Source organism: Micromonospora sp. NPDC050187 (assembly GCF_044459745.1).
In the GTDB taxonomy this organism is placed as follows: Bacteria; Actinomycetota; Actinomycetes; order Mycobacteriales; family Micromonosporaceae; genus Micromonospora.
Genome location: NZ_JBITJH010000027.1, coordinates 1 through 18368, shown reverse-complemented (window position 1 = coordinate 18368; position 18368 = coordinate 1). Strand labels below are relative to the sequence as shown.

The following is an 18368-nucleotide window of genomic DNA, read 5'->3' as shown; positions in this document are numbered from 1 at the left end:
TTCGGGATGCCCTCTCAGATAGAGAGAAAGTATTGCACGGGGGTGCCGTGCGGGCGAACCCTTGGTGGCGCAAAGCCCAGGTCAGGCCCAACAACGCGCAGATTGGAGGTGGCCGTGAACCACGTGGTGCGACGGGTGCTCGCGATGATCCCGGCACTGTTCGGTGTCGTGCTCTGTATCTTCCTGCTCACCCGCGTCCTGCCCGGTGACCCGGCCCGGACGCTCGCGGGGGAGCAGGCCGACCCGGCGACCGTCGAGAAGATCCGCGTCGAGATGGGCCTCGACCAGCCGCTGGCCGCGCAGTTCGTCTCCTACGTGCGCGACCTCTTCGCGGGGGACCTCGGGTTCGCCTGGCACACCGGGCAGCCCGTCCTCACCGACTTCGCCTCCCGGCTGCCGGCGACGGTGGAACTCGCCGTCGTGGCGATCCTCATCTCGCTGCTCGTCGGGGTGCCGATCGGGGTCGTCAGCGCGACGCGGCGCGACCGACCCATCGACCACGCCAGCCGCATCTTCTCGCTGGTCGGGGCGTCGATGCCGCTCTTCTGGCTCGCCCTCCTCGTGATCTTCGTCTTCTACAACAAGCTCGGCTGGGAGCCGGCCCCGCTGGGCCGCATCGCCCAGGACGTGAACCCCCCGACCTCGATCACTGGGCTCTACGTGTTCGACTCGCTCCTGACCGGTGACGTCGTCGCGCTGAAGTCGTCGCTGGCCCACATCATCTGGCCGGCCATGTGCCTCGCCACCGGGAGCACGGCGATCATCGCCCGGATGACCCGGTCCGAGATGCTCGAGGTGATCAACCAGGACTACGTACGCACCGCCCGGTCCAAGGGCCTGCCGCCGGCCAAGGTCATCCTCAAGCACGCGCTGAAGAACGGCGCCCCGGTCATCGTGACCGTCGTCGGCCTCCAGTTCGGCCAACTCCTCGGCGGCGCGGTCATCACCGAGACGGTCTTCAGCTGGCCGGGCATCGGCCAGTACGTCGTCCAGTCCGTGCTCGCCACCGACTACGCGCCGGTCCAGGCCTTTACCCTGCTCGCCGCGGTCGTCTACCTGACGGTCAACCTCTGCGTCGACCTGATCAACGCCCGCCTGGACCCGAGGATCGAGAATGCCTGACACCACCGTGACCGCGACCGCGGGGGGCCACCGGGTCGCGTCGGCCGACCGGGCGGGATCGCGACCCACGACCGCCTGGCGTCTGCTGGCCCGCAACCGTCTGGCGATGGTCGGCCTCGTCTTCATCGCGATCTGGACCATCGGGGCTCTCGTGTCGGGCCTGCTGCCGTACTCGCCCACCGAGACCGGAGCGGGCGGGCTCCTCGAACCGCCCTCCAGCGCGCACCCCTTCGGCACGGACAACTTCGGCCGCGACATCCTCGCCCGGGTGCTCGCCGGCGGGCGGATCTCGCTCTGGACCGGACTCATCGCCGTCGGGATCTCGCTCCTGATCGGCGTCCCGATCGGTGCCATCTCCGGCTTCGTCGGCGGCGCGGTGAGCGCGGTGCTCATGCGGGTGATGGACGTGCTCCTCGCCTTCCCGTCGCTCGTGCTGGCCATGGCGATCGCCGCCGCCCTCGGGCCCGGCCTGGCCAGCGCGATGGTCGCCGTGGGCGTCGTCGGCATCCCCGAGTTCGCCCGCATCGTCTACAGCCAGACCCGTTCGCTGCGGGAGCGTGACTTCGTCGAGGCGGGACGTGCCATCGGGCTACGGGACCGGACGATCCTCATCCGCCACATCGTCCCGAACACCGTCGCCCCGATCCTCGTCCGGTCGACCCTCGGCATGGGCTACGCGATCCTCACGGCCGCCTCGCTCAGCTTCATCGGCCTCGGCGCGCAGCCGCCGACGGCGGAGTGGGGCGTGATGATCTCGGACGGCCGTGGCTACATCATCAGCGGCGAGTGGTGGATGACCTTCTTTCCCGGCATCGCCATCGCCACCTCGATTCTCGGCTTCAACCTGATCGGCGACGGCCTTCGCGACGTCCTCGACCCGCGCCTGCGGACGAGCCGATGACCCGGTGCGGACCTGCCACGGACGCCAGCCCATCCGCCCATCCATCCCCCCACCCTGACCCGAAGGAGAACAGCGTGAAGCGCAGCGCCACCCTGGCCGCCGCGGTCGCCGCCACCTTCCTCGCCGCCGCCTGTGGAGCCAACGCCAACCAGGGCGGCTCCTCGCAGGCCGACGGGGCCGGCAAGGACACCCTCGTCGTCGCCTATTCCGAGGGCGGCAAGACCCTCAACCCCGCCGAGGCGAACGACGTCACCTCCGACACGTTCGTCGTCGCGGCCTACGACCAGCTGGTCACGTACGACCGCACGACGGTCGACGGCAAGCCGACCGCCAAGACGGACACGATCGTGCCGATGCTGGCGGAGAAGTGGGAGGTGAGCCCCGACTCGAAGAGCTACACGTTCACGATGCGGCAGGGCGTGACCTTCGAGGACGGCTCGCCCCTGGACTCCGACGACGTCGTGAAGACGTTCGACTTCATCAAGAAGTCGAGCTCGGCGAGCTTCCTCTACGGCATGGCCGGCATCGGCACCGTGACCGCGGTCGACCCGCAGACCGTGAAGATCGACCTCACCGCGCCGAACCACCTCTTCCTCCAGATCCTGCCGATGTACTCGTTCTCGATCATCAACATCGACAAGGTCAACGCCGAGGGCGGCGCCAAGTGGCTCGACACGAACACCGCCGGGTCCGGCCCGTACCGGCTGAAGAAGTGGGACCCGGCGACCGAGGCCGTGCTCGAGCGTAAGGACACGTACTGGGGCGAGAAGCCCGCCCTGCGCACCGTCAACACGAAGTTCATCGGCGAGGCGAGCAACCGCGTCCAGCTGCTCAGCAAGGGCGAGGTCGACGTCGCGCTCGAGGTGCCGGCGAAGGACGTCGACGCCCTGTCGAAGCAGTCCGGCGTCACCATCGACTCCCGGGCCAGCAACAAGATCCTCTTCTTCGGGATGAACAACGCGATCAAGCCGTTCGACGACCCGAAGGTCCGGCAGGCCATCTCGTACGCGATCCCGTACGACAAGCTCCTCAACGACGTCATGAAGGGCCAGGCGTCGCCGATGCGCTCGTCGGTGGCCAGCTCGACCCCGGGCTTCAGCGACGCCGGCAACGGCTACTCGTACGACCTCGACAAGGCCAAGGCGCTGCTCGCCGAGGCCGGCCACCCCAACGGCTTCAGCTTCGACTTCACCCTCGGCAGCGGCTTCCAGGACTGGTCGGACTCGGCCGTGCTCATCCAGGCCGAGCTGGCGAAGATCGGCGTGACGATGAACATCAAGAACATGGCGCGTCCGCAGTTCCTCGAGGCGCTCGCGACGAAGAAGGTGCAGAGCTACATCACCCGCTGGACGTCCTTCGTCAACGACCCGGGCTACCACCTCGGCCTGCTGCTGACCAGCGACGGCACGAGCAACTACGCCAACTTCCACAACACCGAGGTCGACAACCTCTGGAAGCGGGCCGCGACCGAGCCGGACCAGAAGGTCCGCAACGACCTGTACGGCAAGGCGCAGGAGATCATCAACACCCAGGCGCCGTGGGCGTACCTCTACGAGTACAACATCGTCGTCGCGCAGCGCGAGGGCGTGCAGGGGTACACCTCGTACCCCGACGGGATCATCCGCTTCTTCCAGATGAGCAACAAGGGCTGACGCCGAGGCAGGCGTGCCGCCGGGCCGTCGTCCCGACGCGCCCGGCAGCCGCCGCCACCAGGCCACCGCGAACCCACCCCTCCCGCAACGACACCTGGAGCCCGACGTGACCACCACACCTCCCGACTGGGAGACCCGGGTCCTCGACGAGATCGAGCGAACCCGGGACGAACTGCTGACGCTCGCCGGGGACCTCATCCGGATCCCGAGCGAGAACCCTCCGGGGGACTGCACGGACGTCGGCAACTTCATCGCCGACCACCTGCGCGCCGCAGGCCTCGACCCCGAGGTCCACGACGCCGGTGATGGTCGCCTCAGCATCGTCGTCCACCGTGCCGCGAGCAACGCCGCGGTGGACGGCGATCCCACGTCGGCGCGCCACCTGGTGCTCGCCGGCCACACCGACGTCGTCCCCGTCGGTGACCTGAACCGCTGGACGTTTCCCCCCTTCGCGGGCGACATCGTCGACGGCTACCTCCGTGGTCGCGGGGCGAGCGACATGAAGGCCGGTCTCGCCGGTGTCATCCACACCCTCGTCGTCCTGCACCGCCTCGGTGTCCCGCTCGCCGGAAAGCTGTCGCTCGCGGCGGTCCCCGACGAGGAGCAGGGCGGCTCGCGCGGGGCGGACTGGCTCCTCGACCAGGGGGTTCTCGACGGCGCGACCGGCGCGATCATCGCCGAGCCGGCCGAACGCACGCACCCGACGATCGGCCAGAAGGGCAGCAACTGGTTCCGGATGACGATCGACGGCAGGCCGGGGCACGGCAGCCTCCAGCCGCTGCACGGCGTCAACGCGAACCTCCTCGCGGCCAAGGCCGTCATCGCCCTACAGCAGCTCTGGGACATGAAGCCGTCGCCGCCCGAGGACGTGGTCGACCTCATCGAGCGGTCGAAGACGTTCGCCGAGGAGCGCGAGGGCTACGGTCCCGGCATCGGTGCCGTCTTCGAGCACGTCACCGTCAACATCGGCACGATCCACGGCGGCACGTCCTCCAACGTCGTCGCGGACCGGTGCGTCGTCGACGTCGACACCCGCGTGCCGATCGGGCTGTCGCGCGCCGAGGTCCTCGCCCGGGTCGACGAACTGCTCGCCGAGGCGGGCGTCGAGGCGACGATCGAGCCGACCGGCTTCCGCAGCGAGCCGAACTGGACGCTGCCGAGCGACCCCGTCGTCACCGAGCTCGTCGCGGCCCTGCGCGACCTGACCGGGGACCCCACCGCGGAGGGTGTGCTCCAGTGGGCGTCCTCCGACGCCCGCACCTTCCGCAGCCACGGCATCCCGGTGCTCCAGTACGGGCCGGCCGAGCTGGCCACCATCCACGGCTTCGACGAGAGGGCACCCGTCGCCGACGTCGTCCTCGCCGCGAAGACCTACGCCCTGACCACCCTCCGGTACCTCGGCGTCGCCGAGACCGCTGCCGAAAGCGAATGATCGTGCTGTCCCACGTCCTCACCGCCCTCGACCTCCTCGACCGTCCCGACGCCTCGGGCAAACTCGTCGCCGAGCACCTGCGCGCCCTCGGCGACGACGCCTGCTCGATCACCGTCGAGACGGTGGCCGGCGACCAGGGTTCGACCGACTTCATCCAGGTCACCGTCCCCGGCAGCCGTGGCAAGACCGCCGGCGGCGACGCCCCGACGCTCGGGGTCGTCGGCCGCCTCGGCGGTCTCGGCGCCCGGCCGGAGCTCATCGGCTACGTCTCCGACGGTGACGGGGCGACCGCCGCCATCGCCACGGCCGCCAAGCTGCTCGCCATGCACGCCCGGGGCGACATCCTGCCCGGCGACGTCGTCATCTCGACGCACATCTGCCCCGACGCGCCGACCCGGCCCCACGACCCGGTGCCCTTCATGGACTCGCCCGTCGACATCACCGCGATGAACGAGCACGAGGTCACCTCGGAGATGGACGCCGTCCTGTCCATCGACACCACGAAGGGCAACCGCATCGTCAACCACCGGGGCATCGCCATCTCCCCGACGGTCCGCGCCGGCTACATCCTCCCCGCGAGCGCCGACCTGGTCAGCGTCCTGGAGACCGTGTCGGGTGAGCCGGCCGTCGTCTTCGCGCTGTCGACGCAGGACATCACGCCGTACGGCAACGGTCTCCACCACCTCAACTCGATCCTCCAGCCGGCCGTCGCGACGGCCGCGCCGGTCGTCGGGGTCGCCATCACGACGGTGACGCCGGTCGCCGGCTGCGCGACCGGCGCGAGTCACGAGGTCGACATCGCCCTGGCCGCCCGCTTCTCCGTCGAGGTCGCCAAGGGCTTCACCGCGGGCACGGTGTCCTTCCACGACGAGGCCCAGGCGGCGCTCCTCGAGAGCCTCTACGGCCCGGCCACCCACCTGCAGACGACCGGAACGGGCCCCGCGCACACCTGATCGGGCGCGACCGAGCCCAGCGGCCTACGGAACAAGGAGCACGGACATGGCTGAGCCCCTGCTGTCGATCGAGAACCTCTCGATCCGTATCGACACGTCCCGTGGCCCGATCCATCCGGTCCGGAACCTCGACCTGTCCATCGCGCGTGGCGAGATGGTCGGGCTGGTCGGCGAGTCGGGCTCTGGCAAGAGCGTCACCGCCATGTCGATCACGGGATTGCTGCCGGCGCGGCAGGCGCGCATCACCGGTGGGCACATCCGCTTCGACGGGCGCGACCTCGCCGCGCTGTCGGACCGGCAGATGCGCCGCATCCGTGGCAAGGACATCGCCACGATCTTCCAGGAGCCGATGACCGCGCTCAACCCGGTCTTCACGATCCGCGACCAGCTCACCGAGCCGTTGCGCCAGCACATGCGCCTCGGCCGGCGGCAGGCGGCGGACCGGGCGGGCCACCTGCTCGACATGGTGGGGATCCGCGACACCGCGCGCGTCCTGGCCGGGTACCCGCACGAGCTGTCCGGCGGCATGCGTCAACGGGTCATGATCGCCATGGCCATGGCCTGCGAGCCGAAGCTGCTCATCGCCGACGAGCCGACGACCGCGCTCGACGTGACGACCCAGCTGCAGATCCTCGACCTCATCATGGACCTGCAGGAGCAGCACGGGACGGCGGTCCTGCTCATCACGCACGACCTCGGGGTCGTCGCGCAGACCTGCCAGCGGGTCGCCGTCATGTACGGCGGCGAGCTGCAGGAGACGGCCCCGACGGAGCAGCTCTTCGCCGCGCCGCAGGCCGACTACACGAAGCGGCTGCTCAGCTTCATCCCCTCGGCCAACGAACACGTCGTCGAGGCGGTCGAGGCGCTCGCCGAGGGGGCCACCGAGGGGGCCACGGTGCGCCATGGCTCCCCGGTGCACGCCGAGGCACGTACCGAAGCGGCCGACGACGACGCGCCGGTGCTGCTCGAGGTCACCGACCTGACGAAGGTCTTCGCCGGGCGACGTCGCCGGCTGGGACGTCCCGCCGACACCGTCAGGGCCGTCGACGGGGTCTCCTTCCGGGTACGCCGTGGCCGCACGCTCGCCATCGTGGGGGAGTCCGGGTCGGGCAAGTCGACGACCGGTCGGGCCCTGCTGCGGCTGCACGAGCCGACGTCGGGGGCGGTGACCTTCAACGGGACCGACCTCCTCGCGGCCGGTGACGACGAGATGCGCCGGCTCCGCGCCGAGATGCAGATCGTCTTCCAGGACACGTACGCCTCGCTCGACCCGCGGTGGACGATCCACCGGGCCCTCGCCGAGCCGCTGCGGCTGCACACCGACCTCGACGACACGGCGATCCGCGCCCGCATCGTCGAGGTCCTCGAGACGGTCGGCCTGCGGGGGGAGGACATGGACCGCTTCCCGCACGAGTTCTCGGGAGGTCAGCGCCAGCGGATCGGCATCGCGCGGGCCCTCATCCTCAACCCGAGCCTCGTCGTCTGCGACGAACCCGTGTCGGCCCTCGACGTGTCGGTGCAGGCCCAGGTGCTCGACCTCATGAAGCAGTTGCAGCGGGACCTCGGACTCACCTACGTCTTCATCTCGCACGACCTGTCCGTCGTCGAGATGATGGCCGACGAGATCGTCGTGATGAGCCAGGGCCGGGTGGTCGAACAGGGCAGCGTCGAGCAGATCTTCACCGCGCCGCAGCACCCGTACACCAAGGCACTCCTCGCGGCGATCCCGGTCGCCGACCCCACCGCGCGGGTCGACCGGGCCGTGCGGCGCCGCATCGTCGAGCGTGGCGTCGCCGCTGCCGACCTGCCGGAGAAGGAGGCGGCGTGATGTCCGTGGCGGATGGGGGAGGACTGGCCCACGTGCGGCCGAAGCTGGGCCTCGTCACGATCGGCCAGGCACCCCGGGTCGACCTCGTCCCCGACGTCGAGGAGGCCCTCTCCGGCGTCGACTGGGTCGAACACGGCGCGCTGGACCTCCTCGACACCCACGGCATCGCCCGGCTCGAACCGCGCGGCGGGGAGCGTACCCTGGTGTCCCGCCTGCGCGACGGTTCGCGCGCCCGGCTCGGGGCGACGAGCATCGCCCCGGCCCTCGACGACGCCATCCGACGGTGCGTGACCGACCAGTGCGCGGCCGTCCTCGTCCTGTGCACCGGCCGTGTCGAGCACGGCCCGGCGGCGGTGCCGGTGCTCCACGCGGAGGACCTCGCCCACGACCTCGTGGCGCGGCTCGTCGGCGAGGGCCGGCTGGGCGTGCTCTGCCCCGTGCCCGAGCAGCTGGCGGACATCCGGGAACGGTGGGGAGAACGCCTGGGCCGGTCGGTCGTCGCGGCGGCCGTGGACCCGTACACGGCGGGACCCGACGAGGTGGCGGCCGCCGGACGGGCGGTCGCCGCGGACGGAGCGGACCTGGTCTTCCTCGACTGCATCGGCTACACCGGCCAGCAGCGGGGCATGCTCACGGCCGAGGGCATCCGCGCCGAGACCGCCCGTCACCTCGCGGTGACGGGTGCGGTGGCTGACCTGCTCTCCACCTCGCGCGCCGACCACCGGCGTGCGCCGGATCGCTGAGCATCTCGACGACCGGCGGTGACAAATGAGTCTTGTGAGCAGTTCCGAGGGCGGTGTACGGTGACAGCCAACCTCGATGATCTCGTAATCTCGCGTCCATATGGACGGCGGCCGAGGTGTGCTGCTGCGCAGCTCCGGCTGACCGTCGAACCGCTCGTTCCCATCTGCTGATCCGCGCTCTCCGCGGCTGGTCGCTACTCGGGACGATTAGTTTGTGGTTCCTGTTCCCATACCACTGTCAGTATCAGAACTCATTGTCATGGTGAAATCCCTGCTATCGCGTGCGAGTGCGCTGCCGTTCGTCCGTTGAACCAGGACTGTTCGCAACCTGGCTACCGGACGGGCCGAGCCGTGTGAGGCCTGGTTCAGCGGATTGGCCCCGAGGTGCTGCCCGATTTCCAAACACGGCGTAGCGACGGCCGGAAAACCATCGGCAGAATCAGTGTGAAGCCCTGGGCGCGCAGTTCGAAAGGAGGAGCGGGTGCGGATCCGTAGGGGTGCCGTGCCTGGACCGAAAATGACGACAACGAATGAACAGATACTGACTCCCCTGCCGCTGCTGCAGCTGAGCACCGGATTCTCGAGCTTCAAGACCTTCGCCGCCGCAGTGGAGTTGGGGCTGTTCACCCGGCTCGCCGACGGCAGGACGATGGGCGTGACGGAGGTGTCTGCCGAGTTTGGACTGCCGCATCGTCCGGCGGATCTGCTGCTCGCTGCCTGCGCTTCGCTGGGCTTGCTGGAGAAACGGGGTGACGCGTACGGAAACACCGCGCTCGCCGAGAAGTTCCTGGTCGAGGGGCGTCCCTACTACTTCGGTGGGTTCGTGCGATTCTACGACAAGCGTGAGTACCCGGCATGGGACCGTGTCCTCGAGGCGCTTCGGACGGACAAGCCGACCGCCTGGGACCCGGAGGTCCAGGACTCCCCGTTCACGGCCGAGGACTCGCAGATGCTGCAGTTGTTCTGGGACGCGATGCACTGCATTTCGACCTTCACCGCCCGAGCGCTCGGTGAGGTCTACGACTTCGGCGGGCACACCCGACTGCTGGACGTGGGCGGCGGCTCCGGGGCGTTCCCGATCGAGCTGTGTCGCCATTACCCGAATCTGTCGGCGACGGTGTACGACCTGCCTCACGTATGCTCGATCGCTGATTCGAAGATCGCCGATGCTGGACTGAGTGGGCGGATCACCACGGTGGCCGGTGACTTCCTGCGCGAGGCCGGGCTGCCGGCGGGCCACGACGTGATCCTGTACAGCATGATCATGCACGACTGGGGTGAGGACACCGACCGGGAACTGCTGGCACGCGCCTACGAGGCGCTGACACCCGGTGGTGTGGTCATCATCAGCGAACTGATGCTCAATGCCGAACGCACCGGCCCTGCCGAGGCTGCCCTGATGGGTATGAACATGCTCATCGAAACCACAGCCGGCAAGAACTATTCCGAGACCGAGTACACGGCGTGGTTGCGGGATGCCGGATTCTCCGACATCCGTACCCTGCCGTTCGTCGCGGCCGGAGCGAACGGGGTCGTCCTCGGCGTCAAGGACTGACCGGACCGTGGCGGCGATCGGGGAAGGTCCGGGAGCTTCGTCCCCCGTCCGCCCCGGCCGCCTCTCGGGTGTCGGCCGACGCCGATCCCTCCCAGCCCGGTGGCCGTCGCGGCGGGACGGCTCCCACGCCGTTGGTCCTGGACGATGCCGTCTCGTGGGCCCGGACCGCCGGCGCTGACGCGACACCCGGTTCCGCCGCGCGGCATTCCTGTCCGGCAGGATCAGCCCAGCCGCTCGCCATCCACGCCCGTCGCCGGGATCCCGGTCCGCTGGCCCGGCAGAGCCCGAAAAGCTGGACGAGCTGACTACTCGCGGCACCGTACGCATCACTCCTTGCTATCGCCGGCACCCATTGGTAGCGTGACGACCGGCAGAGTGAAGAATTGCCATACGTGGATGTCTGGGTCCTGGCGTGACCCGGGTCTGCCCCTGTCGCACCTTCAGACACCGGCCGATCGTGGCTGGGCGGAGCCGTGGCCCAGGCACGCCGCCGACAGCGATGGAGCGGTCATGACCACGTTGATCATCGGCAACAGTCGGACGTCGGAGATGGTCGGTGATCTCGCGGCGCTGACCCCCGTCCAGCTGCGCGGCGGTGGCTGCGTCGCACAGCGCATGCTCTGGTTCGCCCGGGACGGCGACGTGCTGGTGCTGCCCTTCGCCCCACCACCGGAGTACCTGAGCTACGTCACCGGCATGACCGGCACCGACGCCGCCTCGCTCACCGTCGTGGTCCCCGCGCCCGGCAGCCTCGGCACGGACGTCCTCAGCCCGGACCGGCTCAGCGATCCCGGATTCCTGGACCAGCTCCGCCATGCCCTCGGCAACCGGCCGCCGGACGAGATCCTCGCCGTCTACAAGGACATCCCCGTCACCGGACTCGCCCGCGCGTTGGCCGCCGAGGCGGCCCTACCCGGGTATCCGTTCAGCGCCCAGGCCGGCGACGCGCTGGTCAACAGCAAGGCCGGGTTCCGGGCGCTGGCCGCCGGAGCCGGCGTACCGATCGCCCCGGGCACCGTGGTCACCCGGCCGGAGGAGGCGCTGGACGCCATCACCGACCTCTTCGACCGGGGCCACGACGTGATGGTGAAGTTGGAGTTCAACGGCGGCGGCTTCGGCAACGAGATCCTCAGCCTTACCGGGGGTGTCGCGCCGGCCGGTGCACCACGGGTGGTGGTGCTGCCGGACCGTGCCGCCGTGTCGGCCTATCTGGAGCAGCGCTGGGAATGGCTCACCGCCGGCCGCGCGAACCGGCTGGTGGTGGAGCGGTTCTTTCCCGGGTCCACCACCGTCTACGCGGAGTTTCTCATCGGCGACGAGGGCGCCCGGCTGATCGGTGTGGGCGAGCTGCTGATGGAGCCGGTGGCGATCGGCGCGGTGCTGCCGGCCCAGACGATCGACCCGCAGACCAGAGCGGAGTTGCTCGACGCCGCCCGGCGGCTGGTCGAGTCCCTGCGCGTCCTCGGCTACCGGGGGGTGGTCAGCGCCGACGCCATCCACACCCCGGACGGACAGGTGCTCTTCACCGAGACGAACTGCCGGCTGACCGGCTCCACCCACGTGCACCTGGTGCTCGACGGCCGCGTGGTGGACGCCGGCCACCGGGAGAAACGGGTCTTCCTGGAACGCGGCGGCTGGGCCGTGCCGTCGTTCACGGCGGCCGTCGGACGGCTCGCCGCAGCCGGCCTGGACTACGACCCGACCAGCCGGACCGGGATCGTGGTCACCTCGAACGAGGTCGACGCCGACGGCACCGTCGCCTGCTGCGCGATCGCCGAGGACCTGGCTGCGGCGGAGGAGATGCATCGCGGGCTGGGCGGGCTCTTCGCGGACGGTCCGCCGTGACCCGCGCCGCGCCGTCGGACCGGATCCGCCACCGTAGCGGGGGACCGGGCCACACCGGATCGGACGGCGTCGGCTCCCGGAGGACACGATGAGCCGGCGGATGCGGGCGGTGGTCCTGCGTCACCCCGGGGGCCCGGAGGCGCTGCGCGTCGAACGGGTGCCCGAACCACTGCCCGGCCCGGGGGAGAGCCTGATCGACGTGACCCTGACCGGGGTGAACTTCGACGACCTGGACCAGCGTGCGGGTGCCTACCCGGAACTGGCGGTTCCCGCGGTACTCGGACTGGAGGCGGTCGGCCGACGCCGCTCCGACGGTCGACGGGTGGTCGCGCTGCTGCGCCAGGGCGGCGGGTACGCCGAGGTGGTGGCGGCGCGGGACGCGTACACCGTGGAGATCCCGGCGGGCATCGACGACGCGCAGGCGCTCGGCCTGTTCGAGCAGGGCACCACCGCGTACGGGGCGCTGCTGCTGGCCGGTCGGCTGCGGCCCGGGGAGAGCGTGGCGGTCTCCGCGGCGGCCGGCGGAGTGGGCCACCTCGCGGTGCAGCTCGCCGTGGCCCTCGACGCCTCCCCGGTGATCGGGCTCGCGTCCACCCCGGCCAAGCGGCAGTTCGTCGAGGGGCTCGGCGCGGACGTGGCGCTGGACCCGGCCGACCCGGAACTGGCCGCCCGCCTGCGCGAGGCGACCGACGGCGCCGGGGTCGACCTCTTCGTCGACTCGGTGGGCGGCGCGGTGGCCCGGGCCGGACTGGCCGGCCTGGCGCCGTTCGGGCGGCTGGTCTGCCTGGGCTGGCGCCCCGGAGCCGCCGGGGACGACCGGACCGTCGACGGCCCCCGAGCCGCCACCGACCCCGGATCCGCCCACGACGACGACCCGTGGACCGTGGTCGACCCCACGGGTGCGGGCCACGCGACGGGCAGCGCCGACGCGGGCGTCGTCACGCTGACCACGGCACAGCTCGCGCGGAGCTCCATCGGCTGCGCCGGGTTCTGGATGCGGCACGTGGTCGACCACCGCGAGCTGTTGCGAGGCATCGCCGACCGGCTCTTCGAACTGGCGGCCCGGGGCCGGCTCGCGGTGCACGTCGACCGGACGGTGGCGCTGCACGAGGTCGGCGCGGCGCACGCGGCGGTCGCCGCCCGGTCCACCACGGGCAAGGTCCTCGTCGACGTACGCCGGGAGGTGTGATGTTCACCCGGTACTGCCGATCCATGCTCTGCACCCCGGCGACCGCGTCCGACCGGTACGCCAACTGCCACCGCTCCGGCGCCGACATCTGCCTGGTCGACCTGGAGGATTCGGTGCCGGCGCCGGCCAAGGCCGACGCCCGGCTCCGGGCGACGGCGTTCTTCACCGGTCAGAGCGCGGCCGGTCGCCGGTGCGCCGTCCGGGTCAACGTGATCACCGAGCCGGACGGCATGCGCGACCTGCTCGCCCTGCGCGAGTATCCGGTCCCGCCGGCCATCGTGCTGGTGCCCAAGGTGGAGTCGCCCCGGGACGTCGAGATCGTGGCGCGGGTGCTCCGGCCGGTCCGCCCGGACCTGGAACTGTTCGCGGTCATCGAGACACCGCGTGGGGTGGAGAACGCCGCGGCGATCGCGGCGACGTCCCCCCGGCCGCGCGCGTTGATCTTCGGATCCGCGGACTACGCGTCCGCCCTCGGCATCCGGCTGCGCTGGGAGCCGCTCCTGCACGCTCGCACCCGTGTGGTGAACGCCGCCCGGGCGTCCGAGGTGGAGGCGATCGACTCACCGACCTTCCAACTGCAGGACCTGACCGTGCTGCGGCGGGAGGCCACCCTGGCCCAGGACCTCGGGTTCAGCGGCAAGATCGCCCTGCATCCCCGCCAGGTGGCCGTCATCAACCAGGTCTTCTCGCCCGACGCGGAGTCGCTGGAGACGGCCCGACGGGTGGTGGCCGCCGGACAGCACAGCGGACAGGGCATCACCACCGTCGACGGGGCGATGGTGGGCCGACCCTTCTACGAGGCGTCCCGGCGGCTGCTCGACGAGTTCGACCCGTCCGGCTGACCGTCACCGGGACACCAGCCGTCAGACCCATCGGCAGGGAGAGGGACATGACGAGCACAGACGAACACCAGAGCATCATCGGGCCGCACCGGTACCGCAACGCGGAGACGATGATCCGGACCGCCGACCCGGTGTGGCAGGCGGCGGCCGACCACGGCCTGACCGGAATCCGGGTCGACACGCCCTCGGGTGACGCGAACAACCGGCTCGTGGACCGGGAGACCGGCCACGAGTTCGTCAACATGTGTTCCTGCGCGTACCTCGGACTCAACCACCATCCGGCGGTCATCGACGGTGCCGTGGCGGCGCTGCGCGAGTCCGGCGCCACCTGGCTGGTCACCTCCACCACCCGCATCCGGCACCAGTTGCTGGCCCGCCTGGAGGAGGAGTTGGGCGACCTGTTCGGCGCCCGGGTGCTGCCCGGCACCTCGTGCAGCGCACTCACCGCCGGCATCCTGCCCCTGGTCGCCTCCGGGCACCTCGCCCCGGGCGGCCCCCGGGTGATGGTCTTCGACCGGTTCTGCCACTTCTGCATGTCGTACGTGAAGCCCGTCTGCGCCGAGGAGAGCCTGGTCCTCACCTGCGGCCACAACGATCTGGACTACCTGGAGGACGTCTGTCGGCGGTATCCCCGCGTGGCGTACGTCGCCGACGGCGCGTACTCGATGGGGGGCACCGCCGCGCTGGACGGCCTGCTGGAACTCCAGGACCGGTACGGGCTGTTCCTGTTCATCGACGACTCGCACTCGCTGTCGATCGTGGGCGAGCGGGGCGAGGGGTTCGTCCGCTCCCGGCTGACCATGAACCCTCTCACCATCGTCGTCACCAGCCTCGGCAAGGGCTTCGGCACCGGCGGCGGCGTGGCCATGCTCGGCGACCCGGAGACGTACGGCTTCCTGACCCGTCACGCCGGGCCGGTGGGCTGGTCACAGAACATGGCCCTGCCCCTGGTCGGCGCCTCGTTGGCGAGCGCCGCCATCCACCGCTCACCCGAGCTGGGCGAGTTGCAGCGCCGGCTGCGCGACAACGTGACGTACTTCGACGAACTCCTGCCCACCGAGTTCGCGGGCAACGGCATGCCGGTCCGCCGGATCACCGTGGGCGACGCCGACCGGGCGGTCCGGCTTTCCGCGGAGCTGTACCGGCGGGGCTTCTACAGCTCGGCCGTGTTCTTCCCGATCGTGCCGCAGGGACAGGCCGGGCTGCGGATCATGATCCGCGCGGATCTCGACCAGGAGACCCTGGCCACCTTCGCCGACCACGTGCGGGAGCTCACCGATGCCGGCTGAGCAGGGCGGGAACCCGATCCCGGACCGGTCCCGGCCGACCGGGTACCGCGAGGTGGGGGAGAACCGCTACCGCGAACAGGTCGGCTTCCACTACGACGAGATCGTCGTCGGCACGGTGATCGAGCACCGCCCCGGCCGCACCGTGACCGAGATGGACAACGTGCTGATGAGCATGTTGAGCATGAACGCGGCACCGCTGCACATCGACGGCGCGTACGCCGCCCGGAGCCGGTGGGGCAGGCCGCTCGTCTCCAGCCTGGTGACGCTGAGCATCGTCGGCGGGATGACCGCCCGCAGCACCAGCGGCCGGGCCATCGCCAACCTCGGCTGGGACCGGATCCGCCTGTCCCACCCGGTGTTCGTCGGCGACACCCTGTACGCGGAGAGCGAGGTGATCGCCAAGCGGCTCTCCGCCACCCGACCGGGCGAGGGCATCGTGAGCTGCCGCACCACCGGGATCAAGGCCACCGGCGAGGTGGTGCTCACCTACGAGCGCAGCTTCCTGGTGCCGACGCACGAGTCCAGCACCGACGACCGGACAGGATACTGATCGTGACCGCAGACCAGATCGTCACCACGCCTGCCCCGTCCACCCCCGACCGCTCCGGTCTGCCGGCGGTGAACTCCTGGGACGAGTTCACCGCCCTCCGCGAGATCGTCGTCGGGGACGCCACCCACATCCGCCTCCCCGAACAGGACGACCCGTCGGCGTGGCTGAGCTGCTTCCCCAAGCTGACCCGGGCGGAGCTGGGCAAGCTCGAGGTGGGTGAGGTGCCGGCGCAGATCGTCGAGGAGACGAACGAGGACCTGGCCGTACTCTGCGACAGCCTGCGCGGGCTGGGCGTCACCGTGCACCGGCCCGCGGTCGTCGACCACAGCGTCGAGTTCGGTACGCCCCAGTGGCGCACCGCCGGATTCAAGTCGTACTGCCCGCGCGACCTCACCCTGGTGGTCGGCTCCGCCATCATCGAGACCCCCAGCCCGACCCGGTCCCGCTACTTCGAGCTGTTCGGGCTGCGCCCGCTCTTCCAGGACTACCTGCTGCGCGGCGCCACCTGGCTGGCCGCGCCCCGGCCGCAACTGCCCGACGAGCTGTACCTGATCGACCCGGACGGCCTGCCCGACCTGGGGGAGACCGAGCCGGTCTTCGACGCCGCCAACGTGCTCCGGCTCGGCCGCGACCTCTTCTACCAGGTGTCCCGCAGCGGCAACGAACTCGGCCTGCGCTGGCTGGAGTCGACCGTCCGGCTCCTCGGGGACATCCGGATCCACCCGCTGCGCGGCGTCTACGGTTACACGCACATCGACAGCACCATCACCTTTCTCCGCCCCGGACTGGTGCTGCTCAACCCGGGTCGGATCAGGCCGGACGCGGTACCGGAACCGCTGCGCGGCTGGGACGTGCTGTGGTGCCCGCCGCTGCGCCAGCCCGTGATCGGGCCGCCCACCCTGAGCGAACACTGGATCAGCATGAACCTGCTGATGGTCGACGAGGAGCACGCCATCGTCGACGCCGACCAGCCGGAGCTGATCGCCGCCCTGGAGGAGCGCGGCATCACCGTACTGCCGCACCGGTTGCGCCACGCCCAGGTGCTGGGCGGCGGCTTCCACTGCGTCACGTTGGACACCGTCCGCACCGGCGGACCGGAGAACTACCTGGACTGAGCAGCCCGCGTCCGGCGTCCCGACAAGGAGACTGATGACCACCTCCGTCGACATGGTGGTGGCCGGGTCGACCGTGCGGGTCCTGGTGGACCCGACACGCACCACGGCCCCCGGCGTCCCCACCCTCGGCCCCAGCATCGGCGAGTACCCGTGCTACGACACCGTGTCGTACGCGCGGATGACCGACGACGAGGAGCGCAACCGGCGGTTCCGCGCCGCGCTGGCCCGGTTGGCCGCCGGCCGGGTGGTGCTCGACATCGGCACCGGCGCGGACCTGCTCTGGGCCCGGGAGAGCGTGCGGTACGGCGCGCGCCGGGTCGTCGCGGTGGAGGCGATGGAGGAGTCGTTCCACCGGGCCGGGACATGGCTGGCGGAGCCGGGCGCCGGTGAGCGGATCACCCTCCTGCGGGGGGTCTCCACCGAACTCGACATCGCCCCGAGGGCGGAGGTCTGCGTCGCCGAGATCATCGGATCGCTGGCCGGGGCCGAGGGCGTCGCCGCGGTGCTCGCCGACGCCCGGCGCCGGCATCTCGCCCCGGACGCCGTGGTCGTGCCGCACCGGTGCGTCACCCTCGCCGCGCCGGTCGCCTTCCGGCGGCTGCTCGGCGGCGCTCCGGTGGCCTTCGCGGCGGACTCGCTCGGCTACCTGAGGACCATCTTCGAGTGGCACGGGTCGCCGTTCGACGTACGCCTACGCGTCAAGGATCCGGCCCGCGACGCGCTGCTCGGCGGCGGCCAGGTGGTGGAGGTCCTCGACCTCAACGGGCACCTGCCGCTGGAACAGCGGCGGTCGGTCCGCCTCACCATCGACCGTCCTGGCGTGGTGGACGGAGTGCTGACCTGGCTGCGGCTCTGGTGCCTGCCGGACGGGGAACCACTGGACGCGTTGCGGGTGGCGAGTAACTGGGCGTCCGTCTACTTTCCCCTGTTCGACTCGGAACATCCGGTCGAGGCGGGCGACACCCTCGATCTGACCGTCACCTCGACCCTGGGCGAGGACGGGACGCACCCGGACTACCACCTCGACGCGGTGCTGCGTACCTCGACCGGTACCCGTTCAGCCAGCCACAGCTCGCCGTACCGGGGCGGTGGATTCCGCCACCATCCCGTCCACCGGCACCTCTTCCCGTAGTACGGGCCCTCGCGGAGCGCCCCGTCGACGCCGTGCGCGGGGTCAGGTCGCGGTGCCGGTGTGCGCTCGACGGGCGAGAGCCCCTTCCCGGGTCGGGAAGGGGCTCTCGTGTGTGTTCTGCGGGTGTCACTTGGTCCAGAGTTCGGCGACCAGGTCGGCGGCCTGCTTCTCCCACTGGGCGTAGTGGTCCGGGTACGCCGACACCTGCACCGTCTGGGCG

Annotated in this window: 15 protein-coding genes; all 15 read left to right on the top strand. The window is 70.7% G+C overall.

Annotated features, from left to right (window positions below):
- Positions 1-114 precede the first annotated feature (114 nt).
- Complete coding sequence (locus ACIBJE_RS28125; protein WP_222433175.1) at positions 115-1122, top strand: ABC transporter permease; 1008 nt, start codon at positions 115-117, stop codon at positions 1120-1122.
- Positions 1115-2023 (top strand): ABC transporter permease, encoded by a 909-nt coding sequence (locus ACIBJE_RS28120; protein ID WP_088983575.1) that lies wholly within the window; start codon positions 1115-1117, stop codon positions 2021-2023. The genes ACIBJE_RS28125 and ACIBJE_RS28120 overlap by 8 nt, the downstream gene beginning before the upstream one ends.
- 74 nt (positions 2024-2097) lie before the next feature.
- Positions 2098-3675: an ABC transporter substrate-binding protein gene (locus ACIBJE_RS28115; protein ID WP_197701610.1), complete on the top strand. Its 1578-nt coding sequence runs from the start codon at positions 2098-2100 to the stop codon at positions 3673-3675.
- Positions 3676-3781: 106 nt separating this feature from the next.
- Positions 3782-5107: a M20 family metallopeptidase gene (locus ACIBJE_RS28110; RefSeq protein ID WP_396753288.1), complete on the top strand. Its 1326-nt coding sequence runs from the start codon at positions 3782-3784 to the stop codon at positions 5105-5107.
- Complete coding sequence (locus tag ACIBJE_RS28105; RefSeq protein WP_396753287.1) at positions 5104-6060, top strand: DUF1177 domain-containing protein; 957 nt, start codon at positions 5104-5106, stop codon at positions 6058-6060. The genes ACIBJE_RS28110 and ACIBJE_RS28105 overlap by 4 nt, the downstream gene beginning before the upstream one ends.
- 46 nt (positions 6061-6106) lie before the next feature.
- Entirely contained in the window at positions 6107-7888 is a 1782-nt protein-coding gene (locus ACIBJE_RS28100; protein ID WP_396753286.1) for an ABC transporter ATP-binding protein, read from the top strand.
- Positions 7888-8631 carry an AroM family protein gene (locus ACIBJE_RS28095; RefSeq protein WP_396753285.1) on the top strand — a complete coding sequence of 248 codons (744 nt, stop codon included), beginning with the start codon at positions 7888-7890 and terminating at the stop codon, positions 8629-8631. The genes ACIBJE_RS28100 and ACIBJE_RS28095 overlap by 1 nt, the downstream gene beginning before the upstream one ends.
- Before the next feature lie 538 nt (positions 8632-9169).
- Positions 9170-10186, top strand: coding sequence for a methyltransferase (locus tag ACIBJE_RS28090; RefSeq protein ID WP_396753328.1), 1017 nt, complete (start codon positions 9170-9172; stop codon positions 10184-10186).
- A 510-nt stretch (positions 10187-10696) separates the two neighbouring features.
- On the top strand, positions 10697-12031 hold the full coding sequence (locus ACIBJE_RS28085) for a peptide ligase PGM1-related protein (RefSeq protein ID WP_396753284.1): 1335 nt from the start codon (positions 10697-10699) through the stop codon (positions 12029-12031).
- 100 nt (positions 12032-12131) lie between these two features.
- Positions 12132-13220, top strand: coding sequence for a zinc-binding alcohol dehydrogenase family protein (locus ACIBJE_RS28080; RefSeq protein WP_396753327.1), 1089 nt, complete (start codon positions 12132-12134; stop codon positions 13218-13220).
- Entirely contained in the window at positions 13220-14062 is an 843-nt protein-coding gene (locus ACIBJE_RS28075) for an HpcH/HpaI aldolase/citrate lyase family protein (RefSeq protein WP_396753283.1), read from the top strand. The genes ACIBJE_RS28080 and ACIBJE_RS28075 overlap by 1 nt, the downstream gene beginning before the upstream one ends.
- Before the next feature lie 47 nt (positions 14063-14109).
- On the top strand, positions 14110-15351 hold the full coding sequence (locus ACIBJE_RS28070) for an aminotransferase class I/II-fold pyridoxal phosphate-dependent enzyme (protein WP_396753282.1): 1242 nt from the start codon (positions 14110-14112) through the stop codon (positions 15349-15351).
- Positions 15341-15901 carry a MaoC family dehydratase gene (locus tag ACIBJE_RS28065; protein WP_396753281.1) on the top strand — a complete coding sequence of 187 codons (561 nt, stop codon included), beginning with the start codon at positions 15341-15343 and terminating at the stop codon, positions 15899-15901. The genes ACIBJE_RS28070 and ACIBJE_RS28065 overlap by 11 nt, the downstream gene beginning before the upstream one ends.
- Positions 15902-15903: 2 nt before the next feature.
- A complete protein-coding gene (locus tag ACIBJE_RS28060; RefSeq protein ID WP_396753280.1) occupies positions 15904-17016 on the top strand; it encodes a scyllo-inosamine-4-phosphate amidinotransferase in 1113 nt (370 codons plus the stop codon).
- A gap of 34 nt (positions 17017-17050) precedes the next feature.
- Positions 17051-18148, top strand: coding sequence for a hypothetical protein (locus ACIBJE_RS28055; RefSeq protein WP_396753279.1), 1098 nt, complete (start codon positions 17051-17053; stop codon positions 18146-18148).
- The last annotated feature ends 220 nt before the right edge of the window (positions 18149-18368 follow it).